General features: G+C 60.0%; 23 protein-coding genes. 10 read left to right on the top strand and 13 right to left on the bottom strand.

The window, feature by feature from the left end; all coding sequences use genetic code 11:
• Window positions 1–42 precede the first annotated feature (42 nt).
• A complete protein-coding gene (locus BMZ32_RS15160) occupies window positions 43–480 on the bottom strand; it encodes a Z-ring associated ZapG family protein (RefSeq protein WP_090243453.1) in 438 nt (145 codons plus the stop codon).
• 128 nt (window positions 481–608) lie between these two features.
• Here BMZ32_RS15160 and BMZ32_RS15165 point away from each other — a divergent pair, with 128 nt between their 5' ends.
• The 4 genes from BMZ32_RS15165 (at window position 609) to rhlE1 (ending at window position 5,547) form a co-directional block, all read left to right on the top strand.
• A complete protein-coding gene (locus tag BMZ32_RS15165; RefSeq protein WP_208598730.1) occupies window positions 609–1,241 on the top strand; it encodes an alpha/beta hydrolase in 633 nt (210 codons plus the stop codon).
• Between the two features lie 214 nt (window positions 1,242–1,455).
• Complete coding sequence (locus tag BMZ32_RS15170; RefSeq protein WP_090243456.1) at window positions 1,456–2,802, top strand: tryptophan--tRNA ligase; 1,347 nt, start codon at window positions 1,456–1,458, stop codon at window positions 2,800–2,802.
• A gap of 160 nt (window positions 2,803–2,962) precedes the next feature.
• Window positions 2,963–4,057: a cell division protein ZapE gene (gene zapE, locus BMZ32_RS15175; RefSeq protein WP_090243458.1), complete on the top strand. Its 1,095-nt coding sequence runs from the start codon at window positions 2,963–2,965 to the stop codon at window positions 4,055–4,057.
• Window positions 4,058–4,206: 149 nt separating this feature from the next.
• A complete protein-coding gene (rhlE1, locus tag BMZ32_RS15180; RefSeq protein ID WP_090243460.1) occupies window positions 4,207–5,547 on the top strand; it encodes an RNA helicase RhlE1 in 1,341 nt (446 codons plus the stop codon).
• Window positions 5,548–5,549: 2 nt separating this feature from the next.
• On the opposite strand, the gene BMZ32_RS15185 is transcribed toward rhlE1, so the two are convergent.
• The 3 genes from BMZ32_RS15185 to BMZ32_RS15195 form a co-directional block, all read right to left on the bottom strand.
• On the bottom strand, window positions 5,550–6,011 hold the full coding sequence (locus BMZ32_RS15185; protein ID WP_090243462.1) for a PAS domain-containing protein: 462 nt from the start codon (window positions 6,009–6,011) through the stop codon (window positions 5,550–5,552).
• A 9-nt stretch (window positions 6,012–6,020) separates the two neighbouring features.
• The gene (locus BMZ32_RS15190) at window positions 6,021–6,989 is read right to left on the bottom strand and encodes a response regulator (protein ID WP_244154000.1); all 969 of its coding nucleotides are present in this window, start codon (window positions 6,987–6,989) and stop codon (window positions 6,021–6,023) included.
• Between the two features lie 118 nt (window positions 6,990–7,107).
• Entirely contained in the window at window positions 7,108–8,352 is a 1,245-nt protein-coding gene (locus BMZ32_RS15195) for a TIGR03862 family flavoprotein (protein ID WP_090243467.1), read from the bottom strand.
• Window positions 8,353–8,465: 113 nt separating this feature from the next.
• Here BMZ32_RS15195 and BMZ32_RS15200 point away from each other — a divergent pair, with 113 nt between their 5' ends.
• Window positions 8,466–9,599, top strand: a complete 1,134-nt coding sequence (locus tag BMZ32_RS15200; protein WP_090243469.1) for an aminotransferase class V-fold PLP-dependent enzyme — start codon at window positions 8,466–8,468, stop codon at window positions 9,597–9,599.
• A 13-nt stretch (window positions 9,600–9,612) separates the two neighbouring features.
• Here BMZ32_RS15200 and BMZ32_RS15205 read toward each other — a convergent pair whose 3' ends face one another.
• From BMZ32_RS15205 to BMZ32_RS15220, 4 genes are all read right to left on the bottom strand, one after another.
• Complete coding sequence (locus tag BMZ32_RS15205) at window positions 9,613–10,455, bottom strand: DMT family transporter (RefSeq protein WP_090243471.1); 843 nt, start codon at window positions 10,453–10,455, stop codon at window positions 9,613–9,615.
• Window positions 10,456–10,548: 93 nt separating this feature from the next.
• Entirely contained in the window at window positions 10,549–10,950 is a 402-nt protein-coding gene (locus tag BMZ32_RS15210; protein WP_090243473.1) for a DoxX family membrane protein, read from the bottom strand.
• Between the two features lie 69 nt (window positions 10,951–11,019).
• Window positions 11,020–11,697, bottom strand: coding sequence for a haloacid dehalogenase type II (locus BMZ32_RS15215; RefSeq protein WP_090243476.1), 678 nt, complete (start codon window positions 11,695–11,697; stop codon window positions 11,020–11,022).
• 89 nt (window positions 11,698–11,786) lie between these two features.
• Window positions 11,787–12,338: a carboxymuconolactone decarboxylase family protein gene (locus BMZ32_RS15220; RefSeq protein WP_090243477.1), complete on the bottom strand. Its 552-nt coding sequence runs from the start codon at window positions 12,336–12,338 to the stop codon at window positions 11,787–11,789.
• Window positions 12,339–12,480: 142 nt separating this feature from the next.
• Here BMZ32_RS15220 and BMZ32_RS15225 point away from each other — a divergent pair, with 142 nt between their 5' ends.
• The gene (locus BMZ32_RS15225) at window positions 12,481–13,089 is read left to right on the top strand and encodes a TetR/AcrR family transcriptional regulator (RefSeq protein ID WP_090243899.1); all 609 of its coding nucleotides are present in this window, start codon (window positions 12,481–12,483) and stop codon (window positions 13,087–13,089) included.
• A gap of 13 nt (window positions 13,090–13,102) precedes the next feature.
• Here BMZ32_RS15225 and BMZ32_RS15230 read toward each other — a convergent pair whose 3' ends face one another.
• On the bottom strand, window positions 13,103–14,032 hold the full coding sequence (locus BMZ32_RS15230) for a histone deacetylase family protein (protein ID WP_090243480.1): 930 nt from the start codon (window positions 14,030–14,032) through the stop codon (window positions 13,103–13,105).
• A gap of 48 nt (window positions 14,033–14,080) precedes the next feature.
• The gene (locus tag BMZ32_RS15235) at window positions 14,081–16,624 is read right to left on the bottom strand and encodes an EAL domain-containing protein (protein WP_090243482.1); all 2,544 of its coding nucleotides are present in this window, start codon (window positions 16,622–16,624) and stop codon (window positions 14,081–14,083) included.
• 271 nt (window positions 16,625–16,895) lie between these two features.
• Here BMZ32_RS15235 and tesB point away from each other — a divergent pair, with 271 nt between their 5' ends.
• Together tesB and BMZ32_RS15245 are read left to right on the top strand one after the other, a co-directional pair.
• Window positions 16,896–17,765 carry an acyl-CoA thioesterase II gene (gene tesB / locus BMZ32_RS15240; protein ID WP_090243484.1) on the top strand — a complete coding sequence of 290 codons (870 nt, stop codon included), beginning with the start codon at window positions 16,896–16,898 and terminating at the stop codon, window positions 17,763–17,765.
• Window positions 17,762–18,352: an HAD family hydrolase gene (locus BMZ32_RS15245; RefSeq protein ID WP_090243486.1), complete on the top strand. Its 591-nt coding sequence runs from the start codon at window positions 17,762–17,764 to the stop codon at window positions 18,350–18,352. Before tesB ends, BMZ32_RS15245 begins: the two co-directional genes overlap by 4 nt.
• A gap of 23 nt (window positions 18,353–18,375) precedes the next feature.
• On the opposite strand, the gene cueR is transcribed toward BMZ32_RS15245, so the two are convergent.
• Window positions 18,376–18,813, bottom strand: coding sequence for a Cu(I)-responsive transcriptional regulator (gene cueR / locus BMZ32_RS15250; protein WP_090243488.1), 438 nt, complete (start codon window positions 18,811–18,813; stop codon window positions 18,376–18,378).
• A gap of 7 nt (window positions 18,814–18,820) precedes the next feature.
• Window positions 18,821–21,220: a heavy metal translocating P-type ATPase gene (locus BMZ32_RS15255; protein WP_090243491.1), complete on the bottom strand. Its 2,400-nt coding sequence runs from the start codon at window positions 21,218–21,220 to the stop codon at window positions 18,821–18,823.
• A gap of 213 nt (window positions 21,221–21,433) precedes the next feature.
• Between BMZ32_RS15255 and BMZ32_RS15260 the strand changes: the two genes are divergently transcribed.
• Window positions 21,434–21,646 (top strand): heavy-metal-associated domain-containing protein, encoded by a 213-nt coding sequence (locus tag BMZ32_RS15260; protein WP_090243493.1) that lies wholly within the window; start codon window positions 21,434–21,436, stop codon window positions 21,644–21,646.
• Here the strand turns inward: BMZ32_RS15260 and BMZ32_RS15265 are convergent.
• Window positions 21,625–22,287, bottom strand: a complete 663-nt coding sequence (locus BMZ32_RS15265; RefSeq protein WP_090243496.1) for a TetR family transcriptional regulator — start codon at window positions 22,285–22,287, stop codon at window positions 21,625–21,627. The genes BMZ32_RS15260 and BMZ32_RS15265 overlap by 22 nt on opposite strands.
• A gap of 137 nt (window positions 22,288–22,424) precedes the next feature.
• Between BMZ32_RS15265 and BMZ32_RS15270 the strand changes: the two genes are divergently transcribed.
• A complete protein-coding gene (locus tag BMZ32_RS15270; RefSeq protein ID WP_090243498.1) occupies window positions 22,425–23,564 on the top strand; it encodes an efflux RND transporter periplasmic adaptor subunit in 1,140 nt (379 codons plus the stop codon).
• Window positions 23,565–23,567 lie beyond the last annotated feature (3 nt).

Genomic DNA, 23,567 nt, shown 5'->3' on the forward strand with positions numbered 1-23,567 from the left:
TATTATCGGCTTAAGCACCAGATCCGGCGGCTTGAGCTGCGTTTACTTTTTCTTTAAGCCGTAGCTTTCATCCAGCATGCCCGGCACATCGGCGCCTTTCGGCGCGTAGTCTTTGGGCATTTCGTGGTGTGCTGGCGCTTTCAGGCGTTCGCGTTTCTCGCCACTGTCATCAGCGTGCAGGGTCGCCAGTAGGCGCTGACGGGTCAACTCATCTAGGGCCAGGCGGTTCGCCCCTTCAGATAGGTGCTGTTGCACATCCAGTTGGGTCTGGCTGAGCTTCTTCACCAGATTGGCGGTGGTGTTGAAGTGGGTAACTACCTCGCTCTGGTAGGTGTCGAAGCGTTCTTGAATTTCGTCCAGCTGGCGCTGAGTACGGCTGGGGACCGCATTGGGTGCCAAGCGGGCAATCAGGAAGCCAATGGCAATACCAGCTACCAGGGTAATGGCGGGTAGCAACCAGGCGGTAAGCGTCTGTTCCACGAGTCCTTCCTCTCTAAACGGCTTTGCTTTACGTTAACGGCTCGAACCTGCGCTGTATAGCCGAGATGTGTGCGGCGCGGGCTGTAGCCTAGACGAGTCGACCCACTGCGAGGTCACGGAGTTCCCTGTTGCTCACCCGCGAAACCCCCTTAATGATTGCCGGCCCCAGCGGCCAACTCGAAGCCCTGTGGCTGGATACCCCTGATGCTCGTGGCGTAGCGCTGATTTGCCACCCCAATCCGGTGCAGGGCGGCACCATGCTTAATAAGGTGGTTTCCACCTTGCAGCGCACTGCCCGTGACAGTGGCCTGGCCACCTTGCGCTTCAATTATCGCGGCGTCGCTGGCAGCGCCGGCAGTCACGACATGGTCAGTGGCGAGGTGGATGATGCCGAGGCTGTGGCCCACTGGTTGCGCGCGCAATACCCCGAATTGCCGCTGACCCTGCTGGGCTTCTCCTTTGGCGGCTTTGTCGCAGCAGCCCTGGGCGCGCGTCTGGAAGCTCAAGGTCTGACGACGGTTAATAAGCTCTTTATGGTCGCCCCAGCGGTGCATCGGCTGACCGAGGAGTATCCGCCAGCGAGCAATTGTCCACTGACCATTATCCAGCCAGAAGCCGACGAAGTGATCGATCCCCAGGTGGTGTACACCTGGTCGGCGGCACTCGGACGTGCCCATGAGCTGCTGAAAGTGGCAGAATGCGGGCACTTTTTTCACGGCAAGCTCACCGATCTCAAGGATCTGCTGCTGCCGCGACTCTGATCTGCTGCGCCTTGGCCTGGCGTTGTTAAAACCAGGCCGGGACGCGGCGTCTCGGAAAGCAGCTTGCTGCTGACGCGCTTTAGCGCGGCCCAAAGGGCGAATACAACGAGCAATGCTCATTTACACCAGTAAACTCCGTGTCCTCGCCTGTTTTTGCCTTGCCAGGCTCTAGCTCGTGAGATCATAAGATGGCTCAAGTAAAGCGAACCTGAACATGACCACTCGTATCCTTACCGGCATCACCACCACGGGCACCCCGCATTTGGGCAACTATGCCGGTGCCATTCGCCCAGCGATCGTCGCTAGCCGCGCCGCCGATGCCGATTCGTTCTATTTTCTGGCTGACTACCACGCGCTGATCAAGTGCGATGAGCCGGCGCGTATTCAGCGCTCACGCCTGGAAATTGCTGCTGCCTGGCTGGCGCTGGGGTTGGATACCGACAAAGCAACGTTTTACCGCCAGTCGGATATTCCCGAGATCCCAGAGCTGTGCTGGTTGCTTACCTGCGTAGCGGGCAAGGGACTGCTCAATCGCGCCCACGCCTACAAAGCGTCGGTAGACAAGAACGTCGAGCAAGGCGAAGACCCGGATGCGGGCATCACCATGGGCCTGTTTAGCTACCCGGTGCTGATGGCGGCGGACATTTTGATGTTCAATGCGCACAAAGTGCCGGTCGGTCGCGATCAGATTCAACACGTGGAAATGGCCCGCGATATTGCGCAGCGCTTCAATCACCTGTTCGGCAACGGTAAAGAGCTGTTCACCCTGCCCGAGGCGGTTATCGAAGAAGACGTGGCTACCTTGCCCGGCCTCGACGGGCGCAAGATGAGCAAAAGCTACGACAACACCATCCCGTTATTCGGCAGCGCCAAGCAGCTCAAAGATGCCGTGGCGCGCATTGTCACCGACTCCAAGCTGCCGGGCGAGGCGAAAGACCCCGACAACTCGCACCTGTTCACCCTCTATCAAGCCTTTGCGGCACCCACCCAACAGGCGGATTTTCGTGCGGCGCTGGAAGGCGGCATGGCCTGGGGCGAAGCTAAGCAAGCGCTGGTAAACCTGCTGGAGGCCGAGCTGGGCGAGGCGCGCGAGCGTTACCAGGCGCTGATCAGCAAGCCTGCGGATCTGGAAGACATCCTCCTTGCCGGTGCCGCCAAGGCGCGCAAGACCGCTACGCCGTTCCTTGGCGAACTGCGTGAGGCGGTTGGCCTACGTTCCTTCCGCAGCGAGGCGGTCAGTGGCGCCAGCGAGAAGAAAAAAGCTGGTAAGAGCGCGCGTTTTGTCAGCTTCCGTGACGACGATGGCAGCTTCCGCTTCCGTCTGCTGGACGCCGCCGGCGAGCAGTTGTTGCTGTCCAAATCCTTTGCCGACGGCAAGGCTGCCGGCATGGCCAACAAGCGCTTGCAGTCTGGCGATGCGCTGGATGTGCGCGAGCAGGACGGCGGCTTCGGTGTCTGGTTGGACGACGAGTGCGTGGCGCAAAGCCCAGCGTTCGCCGATAGCAGCGTCAGTCAGGCGGCTATTCAGCGCCTACGTGAGGCGTTGGCACCTCAGGAGTGACGCGCAGGTAGATGGCTTTGTGGGAGGGGCTTTAGTTGCGACAGCCGGATGGTGTCGCTGTGTCGCGGCTAAAGCCCCTCCCACGTCGATAAGCCGATTGCCAAGTAACGGGGGCGTCGCTACAGTGACGCCCCGTTTTTACTTGCCCGGCTAACGAATTATGACGCCATTAGAACGCTACCAGGCTGACCTCAAACGGCCGGAATTTTTCCATGACGCTGCCCAGGAAACTGCGGTGCGCCATCTGCAGCGCTTGTATGACGACTTGGTCGCCAGCGAAAATGCATCGACCGGTTTGTTCGGTAAGCTGTTTGGCAAAAAGCCCCAGGGGCCTGTTAAAGGGCTGTATTTCTGGGGTGGCGTAGGTCGCGGCAAGACCTACCTGGTAGATACCTTCTTCGACGCGCTGCCATTCGAGCGCAAGGTGCGTACGCACTTCCACCGCTTTATGAAGCGCGTGCATGAAGAAATGAGCACCCTCAAGGGCGAAAAGAACCCGCTGACGATCATCGGTAAGCGTTTTGCCGATGAGGCTCGGGTGATTTGCTTCGACGAATTCTTCGTCTCCGATATTACCGACGCGATGATTCTTGGCAGTTTGATGGAAGAGTTGTTCAAGAATGGTGTCAGCCTGGTGGCGACGTCCAATATCGTGCCTGACGGCCTGTACAAAGATGGCTTGCAGCGTGCGCGCTTTCTGCCAGCCATCGCCTTGCTGAAACAGCACACCGAAATTGTCAACGTCGACAGCGGTATTGACTACCGTCTGCGCGCGCTGGAACAGGCTGAGTTGTTCCACTGGCCGCTGGATGCCGCGGCCGAGCAAAGCCTGCAAAAGAGCTTTGCCAGCCTGCTTCCCGAGCATTGCACGGTGCAGGAAAACGAGCCGCTGATGATCGAGAACCGGGCTATTACCGCACGCAAGGTCGGCGATGACGTGGCCTGGTTTGAATTTCGCGAGCTGTGCGACGGCCCGCGCAGCCAGAACGACTACATCGAGCTGGGCAAGATCTTCCACGCGGTGATCCTGGCCAACGTCGAGCAGATGAGCGTGGCCAAGGAAGACATGGCCCGGCGGTTTATCAACTTGGTGGACGAGTTTTACGACCGTAACGTCAAACTGATTCTCTCCGCCGAGGTGGAGCTGAAAGACCTGTATACCGGCGGTCGTCTGACCTTCGAGTTCCAGCGCACCCTCAGTCGTTTGCTGGAAATGCAATCCCACGAGTTCCTTGCGCGGCCGCACAAACCTTAATTCGGCGCCTGGATGCACGCTCACAGCGCCTGGATTTCTCCGGGCGCTGTGGCTTTGGCCTAGGCTGTTCGCTGAACACAAACGGGCCGGCCATGCTCAGGCAGGATAAACTCTGCGTCATCGACTTTTAGCCCTTTGTGGTAGCCCCTATGACTTTTGCCTCCCTTGGCCTGATCGAGCCTTTGCTGCGTACCCTCGACAGCCTCGACTACAAAACCCCCACTGCCGTCCAGGCGCAGGCCATCGTGCCGATCCTCCAAGGCCGCGATCTGATGGCCGCTGCGCAGACCGGCACCGGTAAGACCGCTGGCTTTGCTCTGCCGGTGCTGCAACGGCTGATGATGGAGGGGCCAGAGGTGGCGAGTAATTCAGTGCGCGCGCTGGTGTTAGTACCAACCCGTGAGCTGGCCGAGCAGGTGCTGCAGAGCTTTATCACCTACGGTCAGCATCTGCCGCTGCGCAGTTTTGCCGCGTATGGCGGGGTGAGTATCAACCCACAAATGATGAAGCTGCGTAAAGGCGTGGATGTATTAGTGGCCACGCCGGGCCGTTTGCTCGATTTGTACCGACAGAAAGCGGTCAAGTTTAATCAGGTGCAGACGCTGGTGCTGGATGAGGCCGACCGCATGCTCGATCTGGGTTTTGCCAGCGAGTTGGAGAATGTGTTCCGCGTATTGCCGAAAACGCGCCAGACCCTGCTGTTTTCCGCGACCTTTTCCGATGCTATCCGCGACATGGCCGGCGAGATGCTTAATGATCCGCTGAGTATCGAGGTCAGTCCGCGCAATGCGGCGGCCAAATCAGTTAAGCAGTGGCTGATTCCAGTGGATAAAAAGCGTAAAGGCGAGCTGTTTTTGCACCTTTATCAAACCAAGCGCTGGAGCCAGGCGCTGGTGTTTGTGAAAACCCGCAAAGGCGTCGATGAGCTGGATGCCGAGCTGCAGCGCCGCGGCATCAGCGCCGACTCGATTCACGGCGACAAACCGCAGGCCACACGCCAGCGGGCTTTGCAGCGGTTTAAAGATGGTGAGGTCAAGGTGCTGGTGGCCACCGATGTGGCGGCTCGCGGCTTGGATATTGACGACATGCCGCTGGTGGTGAATTTCGACCTGCCCACCGTCGCTGAGGACTATGTGCACCGCATCGGCCGTACGGGCCGTGCCGGCGCAGTCGGGCAAGCAGTGTCGTTGGTCTGCGCCGATGAAGTGCAACTGCTGTCCGCCATCGAAACCTTGACTCAGCAAGTGCTGCCGCGCGTCGACGAGCCGGACTTTATCCCCGACCACCGCGTGCCGCAAACGCTGCCTGGTGGTCAGGTGGTGAAAAAGTCAAAGAAAGCCAAAAAGCCGAAAGTGGTCGGCGGTGGCAAGGGCGGCAGCTTGGGCCGTTGGATGGAAGCCGATGCCCCCGCAGCCCCGGCGGTCAAAGCCGTGCGCAAGGTGCCAAGCTTCGGCGGAAAAGCAGGCAAGCCCGGTAAGTTCGTTAAGTAACTTCAGGCGCGGCTGGCGGCTTGGGCTGCTGCCAGTTGCTTCTTGTGGGTCGCGGCGGCGGTCATGTCGTAGATCACCACGCAGATATGCTCGACATCACCGGTCGCCCCGGCAAGCGGCAGCAGGGTGACATTCTGGTACATAAAGTCTTCCTGGCCAGTGATCGGCTGGTAGTTCTTGAAGTGCATCAGGTAAGGGTGTTGCTCCCACAGGCTGAACGCGCGGGTGCCGAGTTGCACCACGGTATCGATCTTGCGGCGCAGCCAGGTTTCGTTGATTTCCGGGAATAGGCTGAACAGTGCTTTACCCTGCACCTCATCCGGGCCTAGGCCGGAGTGGTTTTCCATAAAGCTGTTCCACACTTCAACGTGGTACTGGCGATTAAGCACGATCACACCAACGTCGATGCACTGCACGATGTCGAGCAGCCAGTGCACTTCTTTAATATCAATTTGTGCGGGCATGCGTACCGCCTAGTTCATCAGGTAGTTGATCTTGTTGGTCAGGCGCTTGATCGAGTCTTCGGTGAACAGCAATAGCAAGTCGAAGTGGACGTTATGCGCTTCCAGGCTGTAGCTGACCTCCACTGCCAGTGTCTTCTTCCAGCGGCGCTGATTGAGCTTAATCAGTTGTTCAATGGAGGAGTGCTGGCCAAGCAGTTGCGGGTGGCCTTGGGAAAAGCGCACGTCGATCTGTTCGGCGATGCCTGAGAGGCAGGCACCGATAATGATGCTGGCCAGATCCAAGAGCATTTCGGAGGTTTCCAGGTCGTCCTTGGGCTGCCAGTTGAGCAGACGCGCCATATCGGCCACCTCTGAGTCATGAAACAGCAGCAGTGATTCGCCGGCGATGCCGTCACCGATAAAACCCTGGCACACCGCACTCATGCGTTCGCCGTGCATGGCGTCAGTCAGGGTCATGTGCAGTTCGCTGACTTCGAAGATATTCACTTGCGGCACAGGCAGCTGCACGAATACTCCAAGGGCCTTGGCCAGCAGCGCGGCCGCACGGCCCATGGCGATGTTGGTAACCTCGCGCAGGGCGTCGCGGAAGTTCACTTTCAGGCTGTCGAGTACGGCGGTTTGCGTCACCGCGGTCGGTGTGGCCGCGGGATCAAAAAGCCCCAGTTCAATCAGGCTACTGCGCAGTATTTCGGGATCGGCAGGCTTTTTGATAAAGGCCAAGGCACCCAGCTCTTTGACTCGACGCAGCGCTTCCTCCTGCACGTCGCCGGAAACCACCAGCACCTTGCAGGCCAGGCCCTCGGCGCGGATCGCCGCGAGGGTTTCGTAGCCATCCATGACGGGCATGGTCAGGTCCAGCAGCATGACCTGACCTAAGCCCTGGCGCAGTGCGGCAAGGGCCTCCTGGCCGTTAGTCGCTTGGCTGATGGTCACCGGCCATTCAGGCGGCAGGGCGCGGATCAATTGTTTACGCGCCATGTTCGAGTCGTCGCAGACCACTAGAGGTATCAAGGTCGAGGGCTACCTGTTTGCGTGGGTGAGCACCGCTCTTAGGCGGTTTTTTTAGCATAGCCGTTTGCGATTGTGCGTGGTGGCCTTATTCGGCGTGGCGTTGCAGCCACTTGAGCATGCCCTGGGCCGCCCGGCGACCGCTGGCAAAGCAGGCGGTGAGCAGATAACCGCCGGTGGGTGCTTCCCAGTCGAGCATTTCCCCGGCGCAGAAGGTGCCTGGTAACGGCTTGAGCATCAGGTGCGCGTCCAGCTGTTCGAAGGGCACACCGCCGGCGCTGCTGATCGCCTCATCCAGCGGGCGTGGGAGGATCAGTGTGATAGGCAGGGCTTTGATCACCTTGGCCAGTTGCAGTGGATCATTGAAGCATTCGGCGCTGGCCCGTTCGCGCAGCAGGGCGGCCTTGGCGCCGTCGAGGCCCGCTTGGCGGTGCAGATGCTTGGCCATCGAATGAGTGCCGCGGGGTTTGCTCAAGGCGCTTTGCAGTTTGGTAAGTGGCGTCTGTGGCAGTAAGTCGAGGTGCACGATGGCACTGTCATGTTGGTTGATGGTTTCGCGAATAGCCGCCGATAGGGCATAGACCAGGCTGCCTTCGATGCCGCCGGCGGTGAGCACGAACTCGCCCAGGCGCGGTGCTGCGCCGGCTAAACAAAGGCTGACATTCTTCAGCGGCGCGCCGGCAAACTTGTCGCGCAGAAACGGGCTCCAGGCGCTGACATCGAAGCCGCAGTTACTCGCTTGCAAGGGCGCGATCTGCACCCCGCGCGCCTGCAGCAGTGGCACCCAGGCACCGTCCGAGCCCAAACGCGCCCAGCTGCCGCCACCCAAGGCCAGCAGGGTGGCGTCGGCACTCACCTCCAGCTCACCCGTCGGTGAGCTGATGCGTAATGCGCCCTGTGCATCCCAGCCCAGCCAGCGATGGCGGGTATGGATCTGCACACCCAGCTCGCGCAAGCGTTTGAGCCAGGCGCGCAATAGCGGTGCGGCCTTCATGTCAGTGGGGAACACCCGCCCCGAGGTGCCGACAAAGGTGTCGATGCCCAGGCCGTTAATCCAGGTGCGCAGGGCGTCGGCATCGAAGTCCTGCAGCAGTTCAGCCACTTCTACCTGACGCTGGCCGTAGCGGCTGATAAACGCCGGCTTGGCTTCGGCGTGGGTGATGTTCATGCCACCGACCCCGGCCAGGAGAAACTTGCGGCCCACCGAGGGCATGGCGTCATACAGCGCCACCTGCACACCTCCCTGCGCCAGCACTTCAGCGGCCATCAGCCCGGCAGGGCCGCCGCCAATAATGGCAACGCGAGGGGTGGGCTGTTGGGCGGTTGTGGTCATGGTGAGGTCGCGGCGGTCAACGGGCTGGCATTCTAACCGAGGCGGCTGCGGCCTTGTCATTTCGGCGAGCTTCGGGCACGGTCAAGGTAAGCCTTTTCTGATTGGAGCCCCTTATGTCTGACCTTTACCCCAGCATCGACCCCGACGGCCTGATCGAGTACTCAGTGGTCTACACCGACCGCTCCCTCAACCATATGTCGCAGTCGTTCCAAGGCGTGATGAAAGAAATCTCCAGCACCCTTAAGCAGGTCTATAACGCCCACGCCATGGCCATCGTGCCCGGCAGCGGTACTTACGGCATGGAAGCGGTGGCACGCCAGTTGGCCACTGGGCAGAAGTGCCTGGTGCTGCGCAATGGCTGGTTCAGCTACCGCTGGACGCAGATTTTCGAGATGGGCCAGATACCGTCTGAGTCGATTGTGCTCAAGGCCCGACCGGTCGCTGAGAGCAGCCAGGCGCCGTTTACCCCGCCACCGCTGGCGGATGTGCTGGCGACCATCGCCGCAGAAAAGCCCCAGATGGTGTTCGCGCCGCATGTGGAGACTTCCTCGGGGATGATCCTGCCGGACGGCTACCTGCGCGCCGTGGCGGATGCCGTGCATGCAGTCGGCGGCTTGTTTGTGCTCGATTGCATCGCCTCCGGCACCCTGTGGGTGGACATGCAGGCCTGCGGTATCGATGTGCTGATCAGTGCCCCGCAAAAAGGTTGGAGCGCCTCGCCGTGCTGCGCCCTGGTGATGCTCAGCGAGGCTGCTCAAGCCCGCGTTGAGGCGACGCAAAGTACAAGCTTTGCCTGCGACCTGAAGAAATGGCTGCAGATCATGCAGGCCTACGAGCAGGGCGGTCACGCCTATCACGCCACCATGCCCAGCGATGCGCTGGCGCGTTTTCGTGATGCCATGCGCGAGGCAGAGGCCATTGGCTTTAGCACCGTACGCAACCAGCAGCAGGAACTGGGCGACCGCGTGCGTGCCATGCTGACCCGCAAGGGCTTTAAGAGTGTCGCCGCGCCTGGCTTTGAAGCCCCGGGTGTGGTGGTGTGTTACACCGACGATGGGCAGATCAAGAACGGCAGCAAATTTGCGGCTCAGGGCCTACAGATCGCTGCTGGCGTGCCGCTGCAATGCGACGAGCCAGCGGATTTTCAGACATTCCGTCTTGGCCTGTTCGGGCTGGACAAACTGGGCAATATCGACCGCAGTGTGGCGACCTTGGAGCAGGCGCTGGATAAGGTGTTGGCCGGCTAATTCAGTCGCCGCTCTAGGCGCGCTGGTACTTGGCGCTGAGTACCAGGGCAATACCGCCGAGTACCGCCGCGGCACTGAGCAGCAGACGTCCGCTCAGTGCTTCATCCAGCAGCAGGCTGCCGGCCAGCGCGGCGATGATCGGTACGCTAAGTTGCACGCAGGCAGCCTGAAAGGATTGCAGGCCACGCAGGGCGCTGTACCAGATGGCGTAGCCGACGCCGGAGGTCAATGCGCCAGACAGCAACGCATAGATCAACCCTGGCGTATCCCAACTGGCTTGGCCGATAAACAGGACGCTGAGTAACAGCGCCAAGGGTGCAGCTCGCAGAAAATTACCCGTTGTTGCGGCCAGCGGGTCGTTCACCCCACGCCCCAGCAAGGAATAAATCCCCCAGGCCGCGCCTGCCAGCAGCATCAGCAACGCGGCTCCGGTAGGCGGCCTGCTGGCGCCGGGTAACAGCAGAACGAGTAACCCGGCGAACGCCAGCAATAGGCCGCTACAGCCCTTGAGCCCCAGGCGCTCACCGCGATAAATTCCCCAGGCGAGCATGCTCAGCTGTACCGCGCCGAATAAGATTAAAGCCCCTGCACCCGCATCCAGGTTGATATAGGCGAAGGAGAACGCGGCGGCATAGACAAACAACGCGGTGGCTGCGGGCCAGCTGCCTGCAGCGCCGCGGTTAGCCTTGCGCAGGTGCATTAGCAGCCACAGCGTTACCGCGCCAGCAAGCAGGCGCAGGCTGGTAAAGCTGGCCGCATCGATGTCGGTGTCGCGCAGGGCCAGGCGGCACAGCAACGAGTTACCGGCAAAGGCCAGCATGGCCAGGGTTGTCAGCATTAACGTTCGAGTGGTCATTGGGGCTAAGCGAGACGTGGGTGAGCAATCTAACCACAACCGCACAGGCGCCGCAGCGAGCGTGGTGCCTGTGCGTTGATCGGCGTGCGCGGTTTAGGGCTTATCCAGCGTCCAGGTGTCTTCTTCGCGCAAGGCAATCAGCAACAGGCTGGCGGCGAAGATGATCAACGATGGGTAGAACAACGCATTGGTGCCGGTGAATACCCAGCCCCATGGGTCCAGTACCGATTTGAACACGGCAAAGAGAGAGGCGCCGTTGAGCAGCAATTGCGCTGGGTATACCCAGCGGCGCGCAAAGCCCACTACTACGGCAAGGCCGACGAGCATCTGCAGCACGCCGGCGACTTGCAGTGCGCTCTCGGCGGCTAGGAAGCCAAAGTAAAACTTGTTGGCCACGGCCAGGCCGTGTTCAACATTGAACACTTTGTCGGCGCCCCAGATAACCAACAGCCAGCCCAGCGAGATACGCAGCAATAACAAGGAAATGTTTTTCATCAGTAGCTCCGAATGCCAGTCGTTGTTAGGCCATGGCAATGGGTGAAGGGTAGGGTTAGCGACGCGTCGTTAATTGGCTGCGCTTAGCTGGCTGGCCAACGCGCTGAAGTCGTCGAGAAGGATGTCGGGCTGAATATCCCAGGGGTCGAAGATTGTTTGTGGGTCGCGACGCAACCAAGCTGTGCGCAGGCCAGCATGAGCAGCGCCGAGAATGTCGAACGAGTTCGATGAGACGAGGCAGACCTCATTGGCCGTTACGCCGCAGCTGTTCACCAGGTGTTGATAAACCTTGGGGTCGGGCTTGAACGAACGCACGTCTTCGACGCTGATCACACCAGTAAAAGAGTCAGCGATGCCGGCGCGCTTGAGTAAGTGCTGCACGGCCGCACGGCTGCCATTGGAGAATGCATAGAGCGGTATGCCCTGTTGTTGCAGAGCTTGCAGGCCAGCTGGTACATCGGTAAAGGCATTCAGTTCGGCGTAGGCCTGCATGGCTTGCTCAACGGCGGCAGCGCTGATGTCTACTTGCTGTTGGCGGCAGGCAAACAGTAAGGCTTGACGGGTGCAAACTGAGAAGTCGCAGTAATCGCCCATCAATCCTCGGCGGAAGCTGTATTCCAGCTGTTTTTGCCGCCACAGCTGGGACACCGCAGGGGCTTTGTCACCGACTAATTCACTCAGGCGAGTGAGCACCGCTTGGGTGTCGATCAGCGTGCCGTAGATATCAAATGCCACTGCAGCGTTCATTAAGGCCATCCACTGTCTGCGAAGAATGAGAGCGTCAGAGTAGACCAGGCAACTGCCGCTTACCGGCAGGTGCCTGGGCCATCATCGAATTACTTCTTTTCCCAAGCAAATACCTGGAAGGCTTGATCAACCGGAGTTTGCGCGATGTGATTGGTGTAGTTGCTCATGACTTTCTGGCTCAGGCCGAGAATCACTTCCAGTACATTTTGTTGGCTGTAACCGGCGGCGTAGAACGCGTCTAATTGCGCGGCCTCAAGCTCGCCGCGCTGGCGCACCATGGCCAGGGTGAAGTCACGTAAGGCTTCCAGTTTAGGCGTTGGCAGCGGCGTCTCATCACGCAGGGCATTGTTGATCTCGTCTGACACTTTCATCGCCTTGGCGATGCCGGTGTGCGCCGGTACACAGTAGTGGCAAGCGTGTTCGACGTTGATGGTCTGCCACACCACGGTTTTTTCGTCGGCGTCAAAACTGCTGTCTAGGAATAAACCATGCAGCACTTGGTAGCCGTTGAGTAGCTCAGGCGATTCGGCCATCACCGCGTGCAAGCCGGGTACTCGGCCAAAGGCTTTCTTTGATTTCTCCAGCAGTGGCTTGGCTGCCTCGGGTGCGCTGTTTTGATCGTGCAGAATGAAAGCGGTCATGGTGGAGATCCTTATTTGAGTGATTGCTCAATAACTAGGTGCCCACCCTAATGGAAGTTTTTTAGACAATCAAGTCAAAATTGAGCGATCATTCAATAATCACTCTGGCGGTTAGACTGCCACTTTTATCCGAGAACTGATGATGGCCCGCACTGCACGTTTCGATCGACCAGTGGCTCTGCAAAGAGCTGTCGAGTTGTTTTGGTCGCGGGGTTATTACGCCTCCTCGATGAAGCATATCGAGCGGGCGTTGGACATGCGCCCGGGCAGCCTCTACGCCACCTTTGGCAGCAAAAGCGGCTTGTTTAGCGAGGCGCTGGACGCCTATGCCGCGCGCAGCGGTGAGGATTTTCGTCAAATACTCGATAGCGCGCCGAGTGTTATCGAGGGGCTGCAGCGATACCTACATGCACTTGCGGGCTGTTGTATGGGCGCTGCACAAGCGCCGGCGCAGGCTTGCATGTTGATTAAAACCCTGCTTGAGGTGAATGCCGAAGATGCCGCTCTGCTGGCGAAAGTGGATGCCATGCTGGCGATGATTGAAGCGCGCCTGTGCGAGGCCTTGACGCAGGCGAAAGCGGCGGGGGAGTTGCGCGCGGAGGTGGACTGTGCCCGTTTAGCGCGGCTACTGCAGGCACAAATCATGGGCCTGCGCGCCTTTGCCACGCGTGATGTGTCGGATGAGCAGATTGCCGCGCTCGCCGATGACATGGCCAGCTTGCTGGATGGTTTTCGCGTCCAGCCTGGTTAGTCCGCGCTCGTTGTTAAGAGGCGCTGCCCAGGCCTAGTTCCCGCCAGACCTTGGCGGCGCTGTGGTGCAGAATTCCGTGCCGCCGCGCCAGTGCCGCGCGGTCCTTGTCATAGCCGCCGCCAATCACGCCGACCAGCGGAATATCGCGGCCCAAGCAATGATTGATCACGGCTTCATCACGGGCGGCGATGCCCGCATCGCTGAGGTTGAGGTAGCCGAGAGCGTCGCTCTGATGCACGTCGACACCAGCGTCGTAAAGCACGATGTCTGGCTGATACAGCGGCAGTAGGTAATTCAGGGTGTCATCCACCACCTTTAGGTAGTCGGCGTCGCCCATGCCGTTGGGCAGGGGAATGTCCCAGTCGCTAAGCGCTTTGCGTGCCGGGTAATTTTTTTCACAGTGCAGGGACACGGTGATGGCGTCCGGGGTGTTCTCCAGCAGACGCGCAGTGCCGTCACCCTGATGCACGTCACAGTCGAAAATCAGTACGCGCTGGGCCTTGCCGCTTTGCAGCAAGTACTGACTGATTACCGCCAGGTCATTGAAAATGCAAAACCCCGCCGGATGATCAAAGTGCGCGTGGTGGGTGCCTCCGGCTAAGTGGCAAGCCAGGCCGTGCTGCAGGGCTTGCTCGGCGGCCAATAAGGAACCGCCCACCGCGCGAATGGTGCGTTGCGCCAGGGCTGGACTCCAGGGCAGGCCGAGGCGGCGCTGTTCTTCATACGTCAGTTCACCGCTGGCAAAGCGCTGGATATAGGTCGGGCAATGGGCCAGGGCCAGTACCTCTGGCGGGCACAGTTCAGGGCGCAGTAAGTCTGCATCTGTGCACAGGCCGCTGTGCACCAAGTGGTCACGCAGCAGGCGAAATTTTTCCATTGGGAAGCGGTGTCCGGTAGGGAAGGCCGGGCTGTAGTCATCGTGGTAGATCAATGGCAGTGGCATGTAACAACTCGCGCGGCACCGCCTGGGTGCCGGCGGTTGTGAGTGGGGCTAGTTCTTTACTGCGGTGCTCAGCCAGGCTTCTAGGTCGGCGGCGTTCAGGGGCCGAGAGAACAGGTAACCCTGAGCCACGTGATAACCCTGATCCTTGAGGATACGTTGTTGGCCGATGGATTCGATACCCTCGGCGACGACCGTCAGGTGCAGGCTCTCTCCCAGCAGAATCACCGCTTCGCTGAGGGCGCGGTTGGTGGCGTCTTCTTCTAGGTCGTTGACAAAGCTTTGGTCGAGCTTGAGCTCCTGGATGGGCAGGCGGCGCAGGTAGCTAAGGCTTGAATAGCCGGTGCCGAAGTCGTCTAGGGAAAGTCGAACGCCTTGCGCATGGACTTCGTGGAGGGTCTTCATGGTTGCGGGGTTGGTGTCCATCACCACGTTTTCGGTGATTTCCAGGGTCAGATCGCCGGCCTCCAGGTTGTGCTGCTGCAGGGTGCTGGCGATCATCCCGGGCAAGTCCAGATTATGGAAGTTGGTGGGTGAGAGGTTCACCGAAATAGCCGGGATTTTCAGGCCCTGTCGCCGCCAGGCGGCGAGTTGCCGGCAGGCCTCGCGCACGGCCCAGAGCCCCAGTTGGTTGATCAGGCCGCATTCCTCGGCCAGCGGAATAAAGCGCGCAGGAGAAATGTCGCCGAATAGCGGATGGTGCCAGCGCGCGAGGGCCTCGACGCCATATAGGAGGCCGTCCTGCATGCGCACTTGCGGCTGATAGTGCAGTCGCAGTTGTTGGGTTTCCAGGGCCTCACGCAGGGCTGTTTCCAGGGCCAAGCGTTCTTGAGCGAGCTGGTTGAGCTCGTGGCTGAAAAAGCTAAAGCGGCCGCGACCCAAGCTCTTGGCCTGGTACATGGCCATGTCGGCGCGGTGTATCAAGGTACCCATGTCGTGGCCGTCGCCGGGGAACAGGCTGATGCCGATGCTGGCGGATGGGCAGAGGGTGCTACCGGCGAGTTGGCAAGGCTCGCTAAGCGTCTGGCGTAACTGTTCGACTACTTCGGTGACATGCGCGCTGTCGCAGTGCGGCAGCACCAGAACGAATTCATCGCCGGACAGGCGGCCGACTATATCCGAGCTGCGGCGGTTGACGCTGAGGCGTTGCGCCACCACACGCAGCAGCTCGTCGCCGGCCGGATGGCCGAGGGAGTCGTTGACCTGCTTGAAGCGGTCGAGGTCGACAAACAGCACGCTCAGTTGTGATTTGTTGCGCTCGGCCTCGGCCAATGCCTGGTCGGCCCTGGCGTGCAGCAGGCTGCGGTTGGGCAGGTTGGTCAGGCTGTCGTAAAAAGCCAGCTGGCGGATCTTGCTGCGGCTTTCCTCGCGCTGCAGGGCCAGCGAGCACAGGTGCACGATGACATCTAGCAGGCGCCGATGGAAAGCGCTCGGGCCGCGCGGCTCACGGTAATAGAAGGCGAACGTGCCAAGCACTCGGCCGGTGCTGTCCTTGATCGGGGTCGACCAGCAGCTGCGTAAACCTATAGGTAGGGCCAGTGCTTTGAAGTCGGCCCACAACGGGTCGTTGGCAATGTCAGTGACCAGTACGCTTTCGCCCAGGTAGGCGGCGGTGCCACAGGAACCCACGCCGGGGCCGATGGCTAGGCCCTCCAGAGCCTCGCTGAAGCTGGCCGGCAGGCTGGGGGCCGCCAGTGGGTGGAGACGCCCGTTAGTGCTAACGCCGAGGATTGATGTGGTGATTTCCGGGGCGATTCGTTCGACTTCGCGACAGGCCTTTTCCATCAGGCTTTCCAGTGGATCTTCGCGCACGATCGCCTCGAGCATGCGGTTGTTCAGCACCTCATGCATCTTGGTGTGGGTAATGTCGGTGAACATGGCGACGGTATTGCTCAGTACGCCCTGAGCATCAAATATCGGGTTGATCGTTACATGGCACCAAATGCGTTGGCCGTCTGCGCAGTAGATCAACGTTTCGCTGCTATAGGGCTGCCCGGCAGCCAGCTGAGTGTGCATGCCCAAAACTTCGTCGGGCGGCATATAAGGGGCGAGCAGGTTCGCCGGCCTTTTGTTGATGGCATGCTCCGCCGAATAGCCAAACAGGTGGCTGAAGCCGCTGTTGGTGTAGATGACCTCACCGGGAGCATCGGTGATAAGGATGGCGTTGTCGGTGCGATCGACCACCAGTGACAGCAGGCGTAGCTGCTCATTTTGCAGGTGCTGTGCGGTTATATCCTTAACGAACGCGGTGTAGAGCACCTCGTCATCGGCCTCGATCTTGGAGATGGACATCGACGCCCAGCGCTGCGTGCCGTCGGCGCGTTCGATGTGCAGCGTGCGCGAGCTACCGACGATCTTATTGATGCCTGTGCGCCGGTTCGCCTCGATGTAGTCGTCATGGTGTGCGCGTATATCTTGAGGCACCAACAGCTTGACGTTATGACCAATCACGCTAGTGCGATCCAGCCCCCAGAGTTGCTCTGCGGCCCGATTGAACAGCAGCACATTATTGCTGCTGTCGATGACCACCACGCTGTCGGCAGCCTGTTCAAGGGTTTGAATAAATATTTCCGAGAGGTTGCGCGCAGAGGGCATGCTGATTCGCTATGACGAAAGAGTGGGGGCGAGTTAGGTCCGTCTGGGACTGTGCTCTCGGGGTAAAACGGGTACAAAAAAATCAGCAAAATATCGTGGCTGATCGCCATCATCAAGGGGCAGTAGACCTGAATGCCGATTGTACTGATCTGGGTCAAGGGTCGGTTGGCCAGGAAGTGGTGGCGCCGGCTAGGCGCTGCTGGCGTGCAATCGGGTACCATGTTTCACCGTCGTACGTGGTGGTGTCCCTGGGTTTAGAGGAGAGCGTTAAATGAGTCTGGTGTTGAATGAATTGGTCGCCCTGCTGACCCTGGAAACCATCGAAGAGAATCTATTTCGCGGCGTTAGCCAAGATCTCGGCTTTCGTCAGCTGTTCGGTGGTCAGGTGCTTGGCCAGTGCGTTTCGGCGGCCAGCCAGACGGTCGAGGCCGCGCGCCATGTGCATTCCATGCACGGTTACTTCTTACGCCCTGGTGATGCCACGCTGCCGGTGGTTTATCAGGTTGAACGGGTCCGTGACGGCGGCAGTTTCAGCACGCGGCGGGTGACGGCAATCCAGAAGGGCAAGCCAATCTTCACCTGCAGCGCCTCCTTCCAGTTTGATGAAGAAGGCTTTCACCACCAAAACCTGATGCCAGACGTACCTGGGCCGGAAGAGCTTAAATCTGAAACTGAGCTGGCGCGCCTGATCGCCGATGCCTTGCCAGAGCGCATGCGTGAGCGTGCAGTGAGCGAAAAACCAATCGAGATTCGTCCGGTGACGGTGGGCAACCCTTTTGCCCCGAAGCCTTGTGAGCCGGTCAAGCATGTGTGGTTTCGCGCCGCGGGCGAACTACCGGATGACCCGCAGCTGCACAAATACCTGTTGGCCTATGCCAGCGATTTCAACTTGCTGACCACCTCGATGCTGCCGCATGGCGTCTCCGTGTGGCAGAAATTTATGCAGGTGGCCAGCCTCGACCACTCGCTGTGGTTCCATGGCAACCTGCGTATGGATGACTGGCTGCTGTACAGCATGGACAGCCCCTGGTCCGGTAATGCCCGTGGTTTCGCCCGCGGCAGTATCTTCAATCGTCAGGGCCAACTGGTCGCTTCGGTGGCGCAAGAAGGCCTGGCCCGTGTGCGGGAGGACTGGAAATGAGCTTGAGTGCTGCGCGTCATTGGGTGTTCGACATGGACGGCACCCTGACCTTGGCTGTACATGATTTCGAGGCGATCAAGCGCGCCCTGGATATTCCGTTGGCCGAGGACATTCTTGGCTATCTGGCCGCATTACCTGAGGCAGTTGCCGCCGCTAAACATGCTTGGTTGCTGGAGCATGAGCGCGAACTGGCACTGACCTCCGCACCGGCCCCTGGGGCGATTGCGCTGGTGCGCGAGTTGCGCGAGCGTGGTTGCCGTTTGGGCATCCTCACTCGCAATGCCCACGAACTGGCGCTGCTGACCTTGCGTGCGATCGGCCTGGATGACTGCTTTGCCGTCGCCGATGTCATTGGCCGTGATGAAGCGCCGCCCAAGCCTGATCCGGGCGGCCTGCTGCATTTCGCTAAGGCGTGGCAGGTGGCGCCGAGCGAGTTAGTGATGGTCGGCGATTACCGCTTTGATCTGGAGTGCGCCCGCGCCGCTGGGGCGCGCAGCGTATTGGTCAACCTGGCGGAGAATCCCTGGCCAGAGCTGACCGATCACTTTGCCGTGGACTGTGCGGCGCTGGCGCGGGACGTGGGTTGACTCTTTGTCTACCCATCTCCTTGCTAACAGGTGATCGAGTCGTTGATGTTTTTTCGCCCCGCGCCATGACCGCAGCCGGACTCCAGATCCTTGAGGATCGGGCAATCCGGGCGGTCATTACCCTGACAGCTGTCCATCAAGTCTTTGAGGGTATCGCGCAGCCCGCTGAGCTCGCTGATTTTGCGTTCCAGTTCGCTGATATGCGTGGCAGCCAAGGCTTTGACATCGGCGCTGGCGCGTTGCCGGTCTTGCCACAGGGCCAGCAGCTGGCCGACTTCAGCGAGGGAAAAGCCTAGATCGCGCGAGCGCTTGATAAAGGCCAGGCGGTGCAGGTCCTGTGCGCTGTACTGACGATAACCGCTGTCCGTGCGCTCGGCGGCGGGCAGCAGGTCGATGCTTTCGTAGTAGCGGATCATTTTGGCACTCAGGCCGGTTTTTTTCGCCGCTTGGCCGATATTCATGTGCGCCTCACTCTGCGATTTTTTCGCGGGTTTTGGGTTTCCAAGTCTTCAGCAGCAAGGCATTGCTCACCACGCTGACGCTGGAAAGGGCCATGGCGGCGCCGGCCAGCATCGGGTTGAGTAAGCCTGCCGCGGCCAGTGGAATACCAATCAGGTTGTAGGCGAAGGCCCAGAACAGATTTTGGCGGATCTTGTTGTAGGTACGTTTGCTGATGTCCAGGGCGTCTGCCACCAGGCGCGGATCGCCACGCATCAAGGTGATGCCGGCGGCATGCATGGCCACATCGGTGCCGCTGCCCATGGCGATACCGACATCGGCGGCGGCCAGGGCCGGCGCATCATTGATGCCGTCGCCCACCATGGCGACTACGGCGTCTTTTTTCAGCTCGCTGATGATTGCAGCCTTATTTGCCGGCAGCACTTGGGCATGTGCTGTGGTAATGCCGAGGACCTTTGCCACGGCATTGACGCTGCCTTTGTTGTCGCCACTGATCAGGTGGCTGTCGATACCCTGCGCAGTCAGCGCGCGGATGGCGTCTGCGGCGCCCTCCTTAAGGGTGTCGCCAAAGGCAAACAGGCCCAGTACCTGCGGTTGCGGCGCAACTTCGATCAGCCAAGACAGGGTTCGGCCTTCGGCCTCCCAGGCCAGTGCTTCGGCAATCAACGTCTGATTCTGTAGCCAATGTTCTTCCAGCAGGCGCTTGTTGCCCAGGGCCAGTTGGCGCTGACCAATGCGCCCTTCAATGCCACGCCCGGATAGGGCTTTGCTATCGCTGACCTCGGCCAGTGTCAGCTGCTGTTCCGTGCACTGGTCGAGTACTGCCTTGGCCAGTGGGTGTTCGCTACCGCGTTGCAGAGCACCGGCCAGTTGCAGCAATTGCTTATTGTCGCCGTCGACGGCCTGCAGATGGGTGATGCGTGGTGAGCCGGAGGTCAGGGTACCGGTCTTGTCGAATGCCACTAGGCTGACTGAGTGAGCGACCTCTAAGGCTTCGGCATCCTTGATCAGAATGCCGTGACGGGCGGCCACCCCAGTGCCCGCCATGATCGCAGTAGGCGTGGCCAGGCCGAGGGCGCAGGGGCAGGCAATCACCAGCACCGCCACTGCGTTAAGTAAGGCCGTTTCAATACCTGCGCCGAGCGCCAGCCAGACCAGCAGTGTGGCCAGGGCTATCAGTAATACGCTGGGCACGAAGATGCGGCTGACCTTATCCACCAGTTTCTGGATCGGCGCCTTGGCGGCTTGGGCGTCTTCGACCAGGCGAATGATCCGCGACAGCACGGTTTCCGCACCGAGGGCGGTGGTTTCGATCAGCAAGCGTCCTTCGCCGTTGATCGCCCCGGCAGTTACTGTATCGCCAGGCTGTTTGGGTTGCGGCAGGCTCTCGCCGCTGATGAGTGCCTCGTCGGCGTGGCTGCGACCTTCTGTGACCTGGCCATCGACGGGAAAACGCTCGCCCGGCTTAACGACAATGCGGTCGCCCAGCTGCAGTTCGTTGAGGGCCACCCACTGTTCGCTGCCATCGCGCAGGCGCAGAGCGCGCTCCGGGCGTAACGCTTGCAGGGCGCGGATGGCGCTGCTGGTTTGGCGTTTGGCGCGGCTTTCCAGGTACTTGCCCAGCAGGATCAGGGTAATGATTACTGCCGAGGCTTCGAAATACAGGTGCGGCATGCCACCGGCCGGCGCCACCGACCATTGATAGAGGCTCAAGCCATAGGCGGCACTGGTGCCGATGGCGACCAGTTGATCCATGTTGCCCGTCTTGGCGCGCAATGCACTCCAGGCAGCGCGGTAGAAGCGTGCACCGAAGATGAACTGCACTGGCGTGGCGAGGGCGAACTGTGCCCAGGCGGGTAGCATCCAGTGCAGCCCAAAGGGCGCTACGAGCATGGGGATGACCAGCGGCAGGGTCAGCAGGATGGCTAAAAGCAGCATCCAGCGCTCGCGCTGCAGCTGTTTGCCGGCGCTGGCTGGCGCGTTCTGTGTGGCGCTGAGCTGGCTGGCTTGGTAGCCCGCCTGGCTGACGGCCTGCAGGAGGGCGTCCAGGTCAGTGCCGTGGAGTACCTGCAGTTGCGCGTGTTCTGTGGCCAGGTTAACGCTGACCGACATCACGCCAGCCTGCTGCGCCAGTGTGCGTTCGATGCGGCCGGCACAGCTTGCGCACGTCATGCCGCTGATGGCCAGTTCGAGGCGTTCGCTGGGCACCTCGTAGCCGGCAGCACTGACGGCCGCAACCAGTTGCTGCAGGCTCTCGGCCGGCGCTTCGAGGCGCACCTGTTCGTTGGCCAAATTGACGCTGACGCCAGTGACCTCTGCCACCTTGGCCAGTGCGCGCTCAACGCGGCCGGCGCAACTGGCGCAGGTCATGCCGCGAATCGGCAGATCGAAGGTGGTGAGAGTAGACATGCGACGGCCTCCATTAGGTTTCACTGCATAATCAACCTTGCCACCTTGGTAGGGTCAAGTGTTGTTTTATGCCACGCTCATCCATGGCTGCGTCCTTTAGTGCTTTTGCTGAGCAGGCTAAAAATGCCTCTCGCTCATTTTTTATGGCTTGACCTGACCCCGCTGGGAGGGAGGACACTGTGCACCTCAACAGGTGAATTCAGGTGATTAGTGATGCAAGCAACACGCGTTCATACTTTCCGGGTCGAGGGCATGACCTGCGACCATTGCATTAAAGCGGTAACCGAGGCCGTGCTGGCGCGTGATGCGGCGGCGGATGTCAGGGTAAAGCTGCAAGGCGGCGAGGTAACTGTAGGCAGCAGCCTGCCCAGCGATCAGCTGATTATTGCGATTGCCGAAGCCGGCTACAGCGCTGGTTTAGCCTGATCGGTACGTGAGGTTTGCTGGGCTGGCCAGTCACGGATCAGCCCACGAAAGCAGGCATCGACCATTGGTGCGGTGTCCTGCAGTGGGTCGAAGAGTCCTGGATCACGCAGCCAGTCGTGGAACAGGCCGACAATTAATGCATGTACAGACCGCGCAGCCAGGCGCGGACTGAGCCCTGGGTAGAGGCGCAAGCTGACCGACGGGCTGCTGAACTGCTGTTCACAGAGTTCGATAAACAGGTTGATAAAGCTTTCGTGGCGCTCTTCAGCCTCGCGCAGTTCCTCGGTGAACTCACAGCGTCGCAGCAGGATGGTGAAGACCCTCCGCTTCTTTTCATCTAAGGCAAGGCCTGCGACTGCATCGATGCACAGTTCACGCAAGGTCAGCAGCGGGTCGTGTTTAGGGCAGCCGCGCATGCGCTCAGCTAATTGCTCGGGCGGCAGGCGCACCTGATTGAGCATGGCGTTGAACAGGTGAGCTTTATTGGCAAAGTGCCAATACACGGCACCTCGCGTTACGCCGGCCTGCCGGGCAATGTGATGCAGGCTGGTGTGCGCCACGCCTTTTTCCAGAAACAGCGTTTCGGCGGCTTCAAGCAGAGCAATCCGGGTTTTCTCGGCATCTTCTTTGGTTCGGCGCATGGCAGCAGGCGTATTTCTGGCTAGGCTGAGCACAAAGTGTAATGAAGTTAAGGGCAATGTTCTATTTACAAACACTTATGTATGTAACTAGCATTGCCGGCCTACATGCTGCGCCCTGCGTCCTTTCGGAGACACCCATGCTTTTTCCCCGTCATCTGCCGGCGCTTGCCGGTTCCTTGTTGCTGGCTGTTCTGGCTTGCCCGCTGTATGCCGCTGATGCCCCGCGCGCGCCCGAAGTGGTGGTAGAAACCGTAAAGGTCGAAGCGTTACCGCTGGAGTTTGAATACTCCGCACGCACAGCCGGCTTTCGTGAAGTTCAGGTACGCGCCCAGGTCAGTGGCATTCTGCAGGAACGTACCTACCTAGAAGGCAGTCAGGTCAAACAGGGTCAGGTGATGTTCCGAATTGATCCGCGCACCTACCAGGCCGCGCTGAGTCGGGCCAAGGGCGCGTTGGCGCAGGAGCAGGCACGCTACCGCCAGACCGCGCGTGACCTTAAACGTATCCGTGAATTGCAGAAGAAAGGCTTTGCCAGCGAGAGCGAACTGGACAACGCCGTCTCCAACTTTGAGCAGAGCAAAGCCAATATCCAGGCCGCTGAGGCCGAGGTGTTGTCCAAGCAGATCGATCTTGATTACACCACGGTGAAAGCGCCGATTTCTGGCATTACCAGTAAGGAAACCGTCTCCGAAGGCAGCCTGATGGTGGCTGGTGATCCGAATGCTAGCTTGCTGAGCAATATCACCCAGCTAGACCCGCTTTACGTCAACTTTGCTGCCCCCGACTCCGATGTGGCCAGCGTCCGCAGTGGCCTGCAGAACGGTAGCTTAGTACTGCCGGAGGACGGCAAAATGAGTGTGCAAATCACTCTAGGTGACGGCAGTGTTTATCCGTTGGAAGGCAAGGTGGACTTCACTGACAGCCTGGTGGACCGCGGTACCGGTTCTGTTAGCGCCCGCGCGGTGGTGGCCAACCCTGAGCAAAAACTAATGCCCGGCCAATTCGTCCGTGTACAGGTCAAGGGCCTCAGCCTACCGAATGCCATGACCCTGCCTGAGCGCGCGATTGCCCAAGGGCCAGGCGGTACGTTTGTCTATGTGGTGGATGAGGGTGGCGTGGCGCGTATGCGTCAGGTCACCACCGGGCATACGGCCAAGGGCCGCTGGGTGATCGTTTCCGGGATCAGCGCCGGTGATCGGGTGATCGTTGAAGGCTTGCCGAAAGTTCGCCCGGACAATCCGGTAGAAGTTGTTGCCCCCGCCGCTAGCCAGTCCTAAGGA

The sequence above is a fragment of the Pseudomonas guineae genome (genome assembly GCF_900113745.1).
GTDB lineage: Bacteria > Pseudomonadota > Gammaproteobacteria > Pseudomonadales > Pseudomonadaceae > Aquipseudomonas > Aquipseudomonas guineae.